11 protein-coding genes and 2 pseudogenes are annotated in these 14,139 nt (G+C 52.0%); 1 reads left to right on the top strand and 12 read right to left on the bottom strand.

The window, feature by feature from the left end; translation table 11 throughout:
• Nucleotides 1-108: 108 nt before the first annotated feature.
• The gene (locus tag LH51_RS10355) at nucleotides 109-738 is read left to right on the top strand and encodes a CBS domain-containing protein (protein WP_036522090.1); all 630 of its coding nucleotides are present in this window, start codon (nucleotides 109-111) and stop codon (nucleotides 736-738) included.
• Nucleotides 739-748: 10 nt separating this feature from the next.
• Here LH51_RS10355 and fdhF read toward each other — a convergent pair whose 3' ends face one another.
• The 12 genes and pseudogenes from fdhF to LH51_RS10405 all read right to left on the bottom strand — a co-directional run bounded on the left by fdhF (nucleotide 749) and on the right by LH51_RS10405 (nucleotide 14,132).
• The gene (gene fdhF / locus LH51_RS10360) at nucleotides 749-3,532 is read right to left on the bottom strand and encodes a formate dehydrogenase subunit alpha (RefSeq protein ID WP_036522091.1); all 2,784 of its coding nucleotides are present in this window, start codon (nucleotides 3,530-3,532) and stop codon (nucleotides 749-751) included.
• Nucleotides 3,533-3,535: 3 nt separating this feature from the next.
• Nucleotides 3,536-4,036: an NADH-ubiquinone oxidoreductase-F iron-sulfur binding region domain-containing protein gene (locus LH51_RS22585; RefSeq protein ID WP_235263655.1), complete on the bottom strand. Its 501-nt coding sequence runs from the start codon at nucleotides 4,034-4,036 to the stop codon at nucleotides 3,536-3,538.
• Nucleotides 4,033-5,253 (bottom strand): NAD(P)H-dependent oxidoreductase subunit E, encoded by a 1,221-nt coding sequence (locus LH51_RS10365; protein WP_235263656.1) that lies wholly within the window; start codon nucleotides 5,251-5,253, stop codon nucleotides 4,033-4,035. Before LH51_RS10365 ends, LH51_RS22585 begins: the two co-directional genes overlap by 4 nt.
• A gap of 139 nt (nucleotides 5,254-5,392) precedes the next feature.
• Nucleotides 5,393-5,926, bottom strand: coding sequence for a methyl-accepting chemotaxis protein (locus tag LH51_RS24760; RefSeq protein ID WP_268746559.1), 534 nt, complete (start codon nucleotides 5,924-5,926; stop codon nucleotides 5,393-5,395).
• 9 nt (nucleotides 5,927-5,935) lie between these two features.
• Nucleotides 5,936-6,712: pseudogene (locus tag LH51_RS24765) on the bottom strand (PAS domain-containing protein); the annotation flags it as partial.
• A gap of 246 nt (nucleotides 6,713-6,958) precedes the next feature.
• Nucleotides 6,959-7,594: a TRAP transporter large permease subunit gene (locus LH51_RS22600; protein WP_235263657.1), complete on the bottom strand. Its 636-nt coding sequence runs from the start codon at nucleotides 7,592-7,594 to the stop codon at nucleotides 6,959-6,961.
• An 11-nt stretch (nucleotides 7,595-7,605) separates the two neighbouring features.
• Nucleotides 7,606-8,246, bottom strand: a pseudogene (locus tag LH51_RS22610) (TRAP transporter large permease subunit).
• A gap of 104 nt (nucleotides 8,247-8,350) precedes the next feature.
• The gene (locus LH51_RS10385) at nucleotides 8,351-8,896 is read right to left on the bottom strand and encodes a TRAP transporter small permease subunit (RefSeq protein ID WP_052063657.1); all 546 of its coding nucleotides are present in this window, start codon (nucleotides 8,894-8,896) and stop codon (nucleotides 8,351-8,353) included.
• On the bottom strand, nucleotides 8,896-9,921 hold the full coding sequence (gene dctP / locus LH51_RS10390) for a TRAP transporter substrate-binding protein DctP (protein WP_235263659.1): 1,026 nt from the start codon (nucleotides 9,919-9,921) through the stop codon (nucleotides 8,896-8,898). Before dctP ends, LH51_RS10385 begins: the two co-directional genes overlap by 1 nt.
• 200 nt (nucleotides 9,922-10,121) lie before the next feature.
• Nucleotides 10,122-10,946 (bottom strand): electron transfer flavoprotein subunit beta, encoded by an 825-nt coding sequence (gene etfB, locus LH51_RS10395; protein ID WP_036522095.1) that lies wholly within the window; start codon nucleotides 10,944-10,946, stop codon nucleotides 10,122-10,124.
• A complete protein-coding gene (gene etfA, locus LH51_RS10400) occupies nucleotides 10,936-12,195 on the bottom strand; it encodes an electron transfer flavoprotein subunit alpha (protein ID WP_036522096.1) in 1,260 nt (419 codons plus the stop codon). The genes etfB and etfA overlap by 11 nt, the downstream gene beginning before the upstream one ends.
• Entirely contained in the window at nucleotides 12,192-14,132 is a 1,941-nt protein-coding gene (locus LH51_RS10405) for a (Fe-S)-binding protein (RefSeq protein WP_036522097.1), read from the bottom strand. The genes etfA and LH51_RS10405 overlap by 4 nt, the downstream gene beginning before the upstream one ends.
• Nucleotides 14,133-14,139 lie beyond the last annotated feature (7 nt).

The following is a 14,139-nucleotide window of genomic DNA, read 5'->3' on the forward strand; positions in this document are numbered from 1 at the left end:
GGGGTCCCTTTTCAGTTTTTTAGCGAAAAATCTGTCATAGTGATTAAAATTTAATCACATCCAGCCGATACAACCTAACTAACAGCAAGATACTCACAGGGAGATATTATGGCATTGCTGATCTATGACAACGGACTTATCACTAACCCACCAGCACGTATGCTAACCGGGGGACGCAATGTAGAGGAAGCCCATGCTATTAACAAAGACCGACAGTTTGACCACGCAGGTCAACTGGGCAAAGCTGCAACCCCTCTGACAGGCGAACATGGCGGGCTGTTATCAGGACGTTCACGCATTTATCTGGATACTGAACGAGAGTCTGACTCACTTAAAGAGCGCCGTAAACTTCAGGCACTGCACATTATGAGCAGTCCGGTGATCACCATCACCCCTGCTACCTTAATAGCCAGCGCCTGGCAAACTATCCAGCAAGCTGAGATAGATCACCTTGTTGTTGTCGGACCTAATTTACAGCCTATTAGCCTGATCACCAGCAACCAATTGATTCAAGCGGGTACGGATTCGGAAGAAACTATTGCCTCACAGCTTACGCACCAGGTTGCTGTTGTCACCACAGACACGCTGGTTCGGGAAATTGCGCAGTTTTTTATCGACCAGAAAATCACAGCCTTGCCTGTTGTCAGCATCGATGAGCACCGTTTAGTCGGTATTATCTGCCGCAGCGATCTGTTGAAACTGCTGGTGAGTGGCCCAAATGTGAGCCACAGCGTCTGACCAAGCAAACTTAACCTCTAGCTGCAGCGGCACTACTTAATCGACAAGCCGCGTATTTAAACTCAGGTATTTTACCAAAGGGATCCAGTGCCGGGTTAGTTAAAATATTCGCCGCTGCTTCAACGTAGCAGAAAGGCACAAAGACCATCCCTTCAGGCATATACGGATCGATACGTGCCGCCAAAGTAATTTCACCACGCCGCGTAGTAATCGTCAGTGCATCACCTGGTTGCAGACCGTATTTAACCAACTCAGTCGGGGCCAGACTAGCCACCGCTTCTGGTTCCAGTTCATCCAGCACCCGGGTACGCCGGGTCATAGAGCCGGTATGCCAATGCTCCAGCTGTCGACCTGTGGTTAATACCACCGGAAAATCAGCATCTACCGGCTCATCCGGTGGCAGAGGGCGTGTTGGCGAGAAGCGCGCTTTACCTGTCTCGGTCGGGAAAGCATCTGTATAGACCACATCCAGCCCAGGCTGATCGTCAGCCGGGCAAGGATAGGTTACCGATTGCTCTGCATCCAGCCTGTCCCAGCTAATATGATCCAGAGATGCCATGCCGCGTTTCATCTCGGCAAATACATCGCGTGGGTGCTGATAGTGCCAATTAAGCCCCATACGGTTTGCCAGGGCCTGGATGATCCACCAATCCGGCTTCGCTTCACCTGGAAGAGGAACGGCGGCACGACCCATTTGCACCTGACGGTTGGTATTGGTCACCGTACCATCCTTCTCCGCCCAGGCCGAAGCAGGCAGGATCACATCCGCAAACTGGGCGGTTTCGGTAACAAACAGATCCTGCACCACCAAATGCTCCAGTTTGGCCAGTGCCGCACGTGCATGCTCCAGATCCGGATCAGACATCGCCGGGTTTTCACCAAGAATATACATGCCTTTGATGCTACCGGCATCGATGGCGTGAATGATCTCCACCACCGTCAAGCCTGGCTTGCCGCTTAACGGAGTTGACCAGAGCTCTTCAAAGGCTGACTTTACCTGTGCATCCGTCACCGGTTGATAATCCGGCATCACCATGGGTATCAAACCAGCATCCGAAGCGCCCTGTACGTTATTCTGTCCGCGTAACGGATGCAGACCCGTGCCTGGACGTCCTGTCTGTCCACAGGCCAATGCCAGGGAGATCAGGCAACGCGCATTGTCTGTGCCATGAGTATGCTGTGAAATACCCATGCCCCAGAAAATCATCGCCTTATCCGCTTGGGCATAAAGGCGAGCCACTTCACGGATTTCCTCCGGCTCTATGCCACACAAGGGTGACATGGCCTCGGGTGTCATATCCACAACATGGGCTTTCAGCGCTTCAAACCCTTGCGTGTGCGCATCAATATAGCTCTGATCGTAGAGGGCTTCGGTAACGATCACATTGAGCATGGCATTAAACAGCGCCACATCGGTTCCCGGAGAGAAACGCAACACTTTGTGTGCATAGGCATTCAGCGCCTGACCACGCGGGTCAATGATGATGATTTTGGTACCTTTTTTAGCCGCCTGCTTAAAGAAAGTAGCTGCCACCGGATGGTTTACAGCCGGGTTGCAGCCGGTCAGGATCACTACATCAGCCTGGGATGCCTGCATAAACGAAGCAGTCACCGCACCGGTACCAATACATTCAATCAGCGCCGCCACCGAACTGGCATGGCACAAACGGGTACAGTGATCGACATTATTACTGCCAAAACCGGTTCGAACCAGTTTCTGGAACAACCAGGCTTCTTCATTGGAACACTTGGCACTGCCAAAACCGGCCAAAGCCTCGGCACCGTAAGCGGCACGCAAATGCGACAGTCCGCTGGCTGCCAGATCGAGCGCTTCATCCCAGTCGGCTTCACGAAAGTGTGTCAGCGGATTAGCCGGATCAAAGTCGGGATCGATTCCCTTAGCAACTCCTTCTCGCCGGATCAGCGGGCGGGTTAAACGGCTGGCATGATTGGGATAATCAAAACCGAAGCGTCCTTTGACGCACAAACGCCCCAGGTTGGAGGGCCCTTCCCGGCCCACTACATTGACGATTTTATCATCACGCACCTGATAGGTAAGCTGACAGCCCACACCACAATAGGGACAGACAGAATCAACCTGCTTATCTATGGCAGAAGAATCACCCACACCCTCGGCATTTACCAGCGTCGCCGGCATCAGTGCACCGGTTGGACAGGCCTGCACACACTCTCCACAAGCGACACAGGTGCTGTTACCCATCGGGTCATCAAAATCAAATACTATTTTAGACGCAGAACCACGATGTGCCAGGCCGATCACATCATTTACCTGCACTTCACGACAGGCACGCACACACAAATTACAGTCAATACAGGCATTCAGGTTCACGGCCATGGCACTGTGCGAACGATCAATACGTTCTGGTGTTGTAGCTCTGGCAGGCAGTTGCTTTTTTACAGCCGCGGCATCCACCGCCAGCAGATCGGCCATCTGCCAGAAATGGCTGGCACTGTCCGGACTCTGTTGCCGGTCCGGCTGATCGGCAACCAGCAACTCCAGGATACCTTCACGGGCAATCATGGCACGTTTTGAATTCAGACTATGTACCACCATGCCAGGGGAAGCTTCACGAATACAGCTGGCAGCCAGCACCCGCTCGCCTTCAATTTCCACCATACAGGCACGGCAGTTACCATCGGCCCGATAGCCAGCGGCATCTTTGAAGCACAGGTGTGGAATGGTTTCGCCGGCACGCTTTGCCACCTGCCACAGGGTTTCACCTTCATAGGCAGTGACAGATACGCCATCCAGCGTCAGTTCAAATGCAGTCATGACTTACCCCTTGACGATGATATTAGCGGCACTGAGTTCAGCACGAAAGTCTTTCAGTAGACCCAACACCGGATTGGGTGCGGCCTGACCCAGACCACAAATAGAAGCATCCATCATCACTTGTGACAAACGCTGCAACTGCAGTAGATCCCACTCCGGTTCACTGATCAGATCGAGCATTTTTTCAGTGCCAACACGACAGGGGGTACACTGGCCACAGGATTCATCACGGAAAAAGGCCATCAGGTTTTTAGCCACCTGCTGTAAATTATCCTGATCAGACAATACCATCACCGCCGCTGAACCTATAAAGCAGCCTTCGGCCTGCAGGGTATCAAAATCCAGCGGAATATCCGCTTTGCTGGCGGGCAAGATACCGCCGGATGCACCACCGGGCAGATAGCCCAGCAATTGCTGTCCTTCGGGTAGTCCACCGCAATATTCATCAATCAACTCATTCAGGGTAATCCCGGCGGGTGCCAGGTGCACACCGGGTTTATTCACGCGACCCGATACGGAAAAGGAGCGCAGGCCTTTGCGTCCATGACGCCCTTGTGAGGCAAACCACTCAGCCCCTTGGCATAAATCAGAGGTATCCAATACACAGTTTCAACGTTATTGACCAGCGTAGGTCGATCAAACAGGCCTTTTTGCGCCACAAAGGGCGGACGGTGCCGCGGTTTGCCTGGCTTACCCTCCAGCGACTCGATCAAAGCCGACTCTTCACCACAGATATAAGCCCCGGCACCGCGACGGATAATAATATAGCCAGGTTCAATAATGCCGGCTTGCTCCAGCTCAGCAATAGCGGCATGCAGCAACTGATTCACACCGGGATACTCATCCCGCAGATAGATATACAAGGCACTGGCTTCTATCGCCCAACTGCTGATCAGTGCACCCTCAAGGAAACGGTGTGGGTGACGCTCCAGATAATAGCGATCCTTAAAGGTGCCAGGTTCCCCCTCATCGGCATTGATCACACAGTAACGCGGTGCTGGCTCAGCGCGTACAAACTGCCATTTTTTATAAGTCGGAAAACCGGCGCCACCGAGACCACGAAGACCGGCCTGCTCCATCATCGTCATCAACGCTTCGACCGAACGATGACCTGCACGACAATCAGCTAATAGCTGATAGCCACCCTCTGCCTGGTACGCGGCTAACGGCTGCCAATCCACTTCAGCAGGCTCAAATGCCTGCACAGCCAGTGCATGCGCAATTTTTTCAGGACTCGCCTGCTCAATATGATTATGAACCAACTCCACTACGGGTGCGGCATCACAGCGTCCCATGCAGGGGGCATGAACCACCCGCACAGCGGCGGGATCCAGTTGCTGCTGCAAGGCCTGACTCAAAGCCTCTGCCCCGGCCAGCTGACAAGCCAGCGAATCACATACACGGATAGTTACAGCGGCTGGAGGTAACTCATCATCATGCACAATATCAAAGTGGGCATAAAAACTGGCGGTTTCATAAACAGCGGCCATCGGCAAGTTCATACGTTCAGCCAGAGCACGCAAATGTGCCAGGGATAAGTAGCCGATATGATCCTGAATACGGTGCAAGTGCTCTATGAGCAAATCACGGCGATTGGGCGAGTCGCCCAGGAGTTGATTGACTGTATCCAGCGCCGCCGCTTGAGTCATACGACCACGCTGTCCGGCACGGGTTTTCCGCCGCCCAGCAGGACGGGAAATTTCCGGTGTGTTCTGGCTCATTACAGGTCTCTTTATACTTATCGAGTCGAATGAGCCAATAATGGCATTCAGGCTGTAGAATCGCAATTGATCCAACGCTTGTCCCCACCAAGGTGTCTCAGGTGAACAAGGTCATGTCGTTTGCAGACTGTGCTCCCAACTAACTCAGATTACCCAACCTGGCTGCCGCTTGTGACACATTCTCTGCTCCCTGATAGATCTCAGTCATAATATCACTGACCCGGCTGATACTTTCCTGTCCAGCCTCTGCTGACCGTCGCGCTTCTGTGGTGTTACTTGTCAAGGTACTAAGCAACTGATGGTTCTCATTGACGACGTCTGCAATCATCTTGGTTGACTCACTGGTGCGGAAGGCCAACTGTCGCACTTCATCAGCTACAACAGCAAATCCACGCCCCTGCTCCCCAGCCCTGGCTGCTTCAATGGCTGCATTCAGGGCCAGCAAATTAGTCTGGTCAGCGATGGACTTGATCGTAGCGACAATCGACTGAATACTTTCTGATTGCACATTCAACTTCGCTATCAGTTCATTGACTTCATCGACCTTGATGGCAATCTGACGCGATGTTTGTACGGCTTGATCTAAAGAAGACAAGCCTTGCTGAGCAATTTGTGCGGTTTCTTCAGAGGTGCTGCTGGCCAGTGCAGCCGCTTCACGAATGGCTATATCCAACTCAACTTTAGCAGTAATATCAGACGCAAATTTGATAACCTGCACAACCTTCCCCTGAGCATTTTTGATCGGGTTATAGGTCGCTTCTAACCAGATCACCTGCCCACGCGAATCAAGTCGTTCAAAACGACCGGACTTAAATTCACCACGCTGCAACTCTGCCCAGAAGTTGGGATTATCCTGATAAAAGGCATCTTTACAAAAAATACGGTGATGCTTTCCCTTTAGCTCATCAATCCGATAACCCACAGCATTGAGAAAATTATCATTCGCGGAAATGATACTGCCGTCAGGCGTAAATTTAATCACCGCCATTGAACGGTCCAAGGCATGCAAAACCGCTAATTGCTGATCGGACTCAATTTTACGATCCGTCACATCAGCTGCAATTTTCAGGACTTTATAGACCTTGCCCTGGTCATCGGTAACTGGAAAATAGGTTGCCTCCAGCCATAAGGGCTGACCTTGAGCATTAATTCGCTCGAAAGTCCCTGCTACCGAATGACCCGATGCCAGCGTTTGCCATAGTTTCGCATATTCCGGACTTTGGGTAACATGCTTTGGACAAAAAATACGATGATGCTGGCCGGTGAGTTGCTCTGAGCTGTAGCCAGTGGCTTGTAAGAAAAGCGCGTTGGCTTTTTGTATATTACCCTGAACATCAAATTCAATGAATGCCATATGTGCTTTGAGTGCATTGACATCATTCTCAAGGCGTTGCAGGGATAGTTTTAGAGCGGGTAAGGACGATGCGTCTTTAGTTCTGAACAGCATATGTGAATCCATAATGACAGATTATAGAAACCACATTGACGTCCTGTTTCTGCTGGCGCAGAGAACAAAACGCATCCATGCTGTTAAGACGCTATGGGCTCTTGTTATTGTATGTACGTGCCGTATGAACAGCATGGATCAATATACGCACAAAAAACAAGTAAATCCAACAAAAACAGCGCTTTTACCTGATATAACCCTTCAGAACAAAAGGATGATTAACCAGGCAAAAACGCTGAGCATCTTGCGCCTTCTCTTTTAAGGACCGTAAATCAATTCCGGTAACCAGAGTGCGATCTGTGGGAACATCACCAGCAAGGCCAGACCGAATATCTGCAGCAGAATAAATGGAATAGCTGCCAGATACAGGTCGTAGATAGTCACCGAGGGTGGCGCTACCGATCGCATATAGAACAGGTTATAGCCGAAAGGTGGTGTTAAATAGGCTGACTGCATACTGACAATGAACAGGATGGCAAACCAGACAGGATCAAAACCAAGCATTTCCACCACCGGCACAAACAAAGGTACGGTGATAAAGACGATAGCAAAATCATCCAAAAACATACCCAACACGTAGTAGCAGGCCAACATAGACACTATGACGGCCATAGGCGCCAGACTTGTGTCTTCAACCAGGTCCTGTAGCAAAAAGCCCGCGCCGAGACCGATATACACCTTACTGAAGAAGATCGCCGTTAAGGTTATCCAGATCAGCATCCCCATGATTTTGGTAGTGTCCAGCAACACATCCTTCATCATTTTGAAGTTGAGTGTCCGGTAGATAGCTGCACAGATAATGGCTCCGGCGGCGCCTATCGCTGACGCTTCTGATGGCGTGGTAATCCCGAGAATAATGCAGGCCAGAACAGTAACAATTAGCGTACCTGGCAATATCAGCGCCTTCAGAGAGGCAAGTTTACCTTTCCAATCAACCCGTTCAGCTTCAGCCAAGGGGGTGCAATAGAAGGCTTAATACGGCTGATGATCAGGATATAAACGATGTAGATACCCGCCAACATGAGTCCGGGAATCAAACCTGCTGCGAAAAGCTTGCCGATAGACTCCTTTGCCAAAAAGGCATACAGGATCATCAACACGCTTGGCGGTATCAGAAATCCCAGCGCCCCCCGGCCATAATCGTTCCGGTTGCGAGCTTTTTACTGTATCCACGTTTCAACATGGCCGGTAACGCAATCACACCCAGACTGACGGTGGCGGCACCGGACACACCGGCCATAGCAGCAATCAGAGCACAGAGGACGATGGTACCCACCCCTAAACCACCGGGTTGCGCCCCCATCAACTTGTTCATCATTTCAAACAAATCATCGGTAATGCCCGATCGTTCCAGCATTAGCCCCATGAAGATGAACATCGGCAGTGCCACCAGGATAAAGTTATCCATGGATGAGAATGCACTAACGGTAAGCAGTTCCAGCGCGCCAGAACCCCAGAGAAAATAGGCAAACCCCATACCTACGGTCAGCAAAGACCAGGACAAGGGTGTCCCCAGTAACAGCATGACAAACATCGCGGCAAACATGCCAAGAGTTATCAATAAAGGATCAATATCTGACACCTTGTGTACCTTTTATCGTTATGTATTTATAAAGCGGCCGGACTTAACCGCACGCACTACGCTAGACCTCAGTGTTCAACTTCCACACCACGGTCGACACACGCATCACAGCCAACATTAAACGCCACACAAATATCCCGAATCAGATGCGCGGCACTTTGTAAGGTGATTAACCCCACTGCCACAGGCAAAACGGTTTTAAAAGGATACAAAGGCGGTGCCCAGGTGCTGCGTGACGATAACTCGTCGCGCTGCCAGGAGTCCCAGGCGAAATCTACAGATGCCACAAAAAACACAATCAGAACGAATAACACCAATGAGCCTGTCAGCGTATCAGCAATAGCTTTACCGCGACGGGAAAACAGATGATAAAGGGCTTCACTGCGCACATGGCCCTGATAACGGTGAGTGTAGGTGCCCGCTATGATACAGAAGGTTCCGTATAGCATAGTGGTCACTTCGTGCGCCCAGGATGTCGGGCTGTTGAAGAAATAGCGGGCGGCTATTTCATAGAGCATCACTGCAATGATGGCAAGGCACATCCAGGAGATGGCCTTACCAACAGTTTCAGAGAGTCTATCAACCCAGCTAACTAAGTGACAGACCGAAAGCATCAGGCACGACCTGTAGCTTTCGCTGTTTCTTTCAGGATGTCGATCGCCTTACGGTTGCGATCAGACTTGGCTGCTTCATCTTCCCAAATTACTTCAGCTGCACGACGAAGACGTGCAGAGTCTTCCGCATTCAGCTTGTTCATTTCGAATTTACCACTGCCACCCGCATCGATAGAGCCACTAACCATCCAGGTGTTCATGTGTGATGCATGCTTCTCATAAGCCAATTCCATCACTTTTTGCTCTTCTTCAGACATGGCGTTCCAGACATCCATATTCACCAAAATCTGGTCGCAGTAGCCTGGATACACCATGCCCAGAGAGGTGTAATGCTTAGCCACTTCATACAGTTTCATACCAACATACTCGTTGGTTCCGGCATAAATCACACCATCAATAGTACCGGTGCTCAGGCCTACATAAAGTTCAGAACCTGGCAGGAATACGGTTGGAATATCAAAAGCCTGAAGGATACGTGCCACAGCAGGCGTTGCGCGGATACGCATGTTTTTCAGATCTTCCAGGCTATTCACTGGCTCTTTAGTCAGCAAATCAAACGGACCACCGAAGATTGGGCCCATGTAGTGAACATTATTTTCGGCATAGGCTTCACGAACCAGTTCCAGCAAGCCTTTATGACGGAACACATACTGTGCTTCATCATAGGTGGTCCAGGCACCTGGAAGACCCGATTCAATACCGGCGATATCCAACTGACCCGGCCAGTAGCCTGCATAACCCTGACACATATCAATTGTGCCATTGCTGACAGCTTGAAACATTTCGGCATCAGGAACCAGTGAGCTGCCGGTAAAGTGGCGAACCCGTAATGAACCGTTAGAAGCCGTACGTACATCACTGCCAAAAGCAGAAAAAACATCAGCTGCTTCACGACCCCAGTAGGTTTGCATACGCAAATTGGTAGTTGCAAAAGCAGACGTGGACGCCATAGCCAAAGGCGCAGCGACAGCACCCGCTGCAGCGGCTTTAAGAATATTACGTCTGTTCAGGTTAGGTTTGCTCATTTATGTGTCACCTTATCTTTGTTGTTGGTGAGTGTGGTATAGACAACACCCTTTTTGCTTCAAGCCAGACATGCATATGCTGGATTTAACGCGAAAGTTTGATTTGCATCAATCCTAAAAAAAACCACGATTGACTCTAAATCAGCTGACCTTGCAAGGTCTTGCAGAAATCTCCGGAATTTATTTACAAATCCTCCGGGTCAGGCTGATTTATCCCGATTCAACACCCCCTCTTCGAGTAGCATTTTCAGTATGGCATCGGCTGATTTGTCAGCCGACAGGTTTTGTAACACCTCTCCACCACTGGCCTCAGCTTTAGCTGCTGCTGCTTTAAATCGATCCCTTGCAGATGTCGCTTTAATAATTTTTAAGCGTTTTGGACGCTTTCGTGCTGGCTGAAACTGCCAGTCGTTTCGATCCAGATCAGCTTTTACGTCCGCACTCTGTTGCATCAACTGGCCCCGACGAGCCGGACCAAACGCTGATTGTCGCGCAGCTGGAGCCGCCGAATCCAAGGCCAGCACAGCGGGCAGGGATACCTTCAAACGTCGACGCTGGCCTCTGGGCAAGGCTTGCAAAAGCGTCACAGAATCAGATCGCAAGTGTTCAATCTCAGCCAGTCCGCTAATCACAGGCCAACCCAATCGCTGTGCCAGCTGATAGGGTAATAACCCGGAACCTTCACCAGCTTCAGCCCGGCCGCCACACAACACCAATGAGACCTGCTGCTGGCGAACAAACACCTCCAACGCTGGCACAACATCGGCCTCAACTGGCTGCTCGAGCAGATGCAGCTCAGGCACTCCCATCCCGATATAACCGCGTAAAGCGGCTTCCGAAGCCTCATCAACCCATCCTGCATGCACGGGTAACAGCTCAATATCAGCTAAATTGAGTGCCATTTCTAAAGCTCTGGCATCCTGATCAGCACGTCGGGCACGCCCGGTAAGCGGATGCTGTCCAATCGACAAGAGTGCTGCTACCTTGGATGATGCAGCACGACTAGCAAGCGTGTTAGGCAACATGACGCGTCTCCTGTTTCAGTGCATTAACCTTCTCAATGAGCTTTTCCAGTATCGCGGCGGCATCACCGATCACAGCCAGATCCGCTCGTTTCACCATATCGCAACCTGGATCTGTGTTGATAGCAATGACTTTTTCACAGGTCTGAATGCCCTGAAGGTGTTGAATTGCACCGGAAATACCTACAGCCAGATAAACACGCGCTGTCACCCAGGTGCCTGTTGCACCCACTTGTCGGTCACGTGGCATAAAGCCATCATCTACCGCCACACGGGACGCGCCCTCTGTGGCGCCCAGTACTTCAGCCGCTGTATGGAAGCCCTGCCAGTCCGTCACACCATTACCGCCAGACAGAATAAATTCAGCTTCCGCCAGGGACACACTCGCCGGATCAACGCCAACAGCGCCCATATCCTCAATTCGCTGCAAGGATTCGACCTGACCTGCACGCAATGAAAACGCAACAGCTTCGTGGCGCGTATCACTAACCGGTTCAGCACACTCAGGCAGTGCAAGCACAACACGAGGCAGTTCACGGGTAATATCCACTGTGGCTGCGGCACCCCGACAAATACACTGTAGCTGTTCATTATCCTGCCGAACCTGCCAGAGCCCGGTGGCGGCGCGCACATCAATCTGCACAGCAAATCGCCGTCCCAAATCACCCCCACCTAACCCTGAATCAGGAAACAACCAGTATTCAGGCTGCAGATCAGACTCTAACTGCAGCAACCGTGCCAGCTGCAGCTCTGGGGAGTATTGCTCAAAGACGGCATCGGTCAGATGCAATAATCTATCCACGCCAGCATCGGCAAAGCCTAGCTCTTTATATGAACCAAACACCACCGCTAACACGGCTGTTTCTGGCTGTCGGGATGCCAACTGCTGCGCCAACCCCAACAGGTCCTTATCCAGCGCGCTCAACCGCCCACCCGGCATATCGGGCACAACCACCACATAAGCCGCTGGCGACTCGATGTGGTGCAAAGGCCGGCTATCCACAGTAAGGCCGGGTGACTTAGCGGCTGACGCGGCGCCGCCCTGCACACCACTACGATCAATACGACGCAAGCCATTAGGACCGATAAACCCTATCAGATGCGGATTGCGCCGCTTTATACCCTGTGCGCTTAACCATTCGGCTGGACTATCAGTGCCATTCATAGCCGCCAACACAGCATCATGCTGGGGATGTAAACGGTTACGCCGTATCTGTTCGCGGCGCGGATCACGGCGAAGGCTATCACTCATAAGCTGACCTCCTCTTTTTCCGGTATTTCCGCTGAAATTTCCAGTGCATCAGCGACCATCTCAGCAATATCCAGCACCTGGGGTCGGGGTTCCACCACACCTTCCAGCATCGCCATACACTGAGGACAACCAACAGCGACCTGCTCTGCTGAGGTTTCACGAATATCCTCCATACGCATATCAGGAATTCGCTGTTTACCCGGTATATCGGTAATCGGAGCGCCACCTCCACCGCCACAACAACGCGAACGAAAACCGGAACGCTGCATCTCGACAACTTCGATTCCCATCGCACTGAGGACATCTCTTGGCGCCGTATATTCACCGTTATAACGCCCCAGGTAGCAGGGATCGTGGTAGGTCACTTTGCCACCCTTATGAGCGCGGAGCTTAATCTTGCTTAACTGGCGTAACTGGTTGATGTAGGTGGTGTGATGATAGACCACATACTCACCACCGAATGCCGCATATTCATTTTTCAGCACATGAAAGCTGTGCGGATCACAACTGACAATGGCACGAAAACTGTATTGCGACAGGGTTTGAATATTGCGTTTGGCCAGCGACTGAAAGGTAGCTTCATCACCAAGGCGGCGGGCCACATCACCGCAATCACGCTCCTCATTTCCCAGTACGGCAAAGTTAATCCCGGCCGCACGCAGAATTTTGACGAACGCCCGCAGGGTACGTTGGTTGCGCATATCGAACGCCCCATCACCCAACCAGAGCAGCACGTCTGTACGCTTCACATCAGACAGTAGAGGCAGATTCAAATCCGCCGCCCAATTCATCCGTGAACCCGGATTAAAACCACCGGGATTATCCGTTGCAATCAGGTTATCGATCACTTCGGCGCCCTTATTAGGGGTTTGTCCGCGTTCAAGGGTCAAATGACGACGCATATCCACAATCGCATCGACATGCTCAATCATCATCGGACACTCTTCCACGCAGGCACGGCAGGTGGTGCAGGACCAGAGCGTTTCAGCATCAACCAGCCCCTGGCCTTCCCGCGCCACGATCTGTGCAAACGGGCTGCCCTGGTGCTCGCCCACCGGCTTGCCGGGATAGGGAGAGCCGGCATAGCCAGCATCGGTACCACCGGCCAAGCCCACCACCATATCCTGAATCAGTTTTTTCGGGTTCAGCGGCTGGCCAGCCGCATAAGCCGGACAAACTGCTTCACAGCGACCACACTGCACACAGGCATCGAAACCGAGCAACTGGTTCCAGGTAAAATCAGCCGGCTTTTCCACCCCCAGTGGTGCATCCGCATCAGCCAGATCAAGGGGTTTGAGGCCAGTCGAGCGACCACCACCGAAACGTTCCGCACGACGATGAAACGCCAGGTGTAAGGCACCGGCGAAGGCATGCTTCATCGGTCCGCCCCAGGTCATGCCGAAGAACATCTCACCCAGCCCCCAGGTGATCAGCGCCAGCAGTAGGACCACCAGCAGCCAGCCGCCAGCATCAGCCGGCAGCACCCCGGCAACCGGCAAGGTCAGCAAAAAGAATCCCAGCGAGAAAGCCAACAGGCTTTTTGGCAGGCGCATCCAGGGGCCTTTAGACAGGCGATCTGGCGGGTTTAGGCGACGCTTCGCCACCAGCAGTGCACCGCAAAACATCGACGCTGTTGCAAGCAACAATGCCCAGGCCAAAATAGCGTTGTGCCAGTGTAAACCATGCACCAGCACGGCCAGTATTGCCGCCAGAACGAAGCCTCCGGCGGTAGCAACATGGGTGTGCGAGATATACTTATCCCGCGCTACCACATGATGCAGATCAATCAGATAGCGGCGCGGCATGGCGGCCAAACCGGCCAGCAACGGCACAGGTGCACTACGGCCTACTCGCCATAGACGGATACGGCGCACGGCACCAATCACTGCCAATAACAGGGCTACGCCTAGCAACCAAGGTAATAACACGTTCAACATAACCCGA

Origin of the sequence: Nitrincola sp. A-D6, assembly GCF_000764495.1 — a bacterium.
GTDB lineage: Bacteria > Pseudomonadota > Gammaproteobacteria > Pseudomonadales > Balneatricaceae > Nitrincola.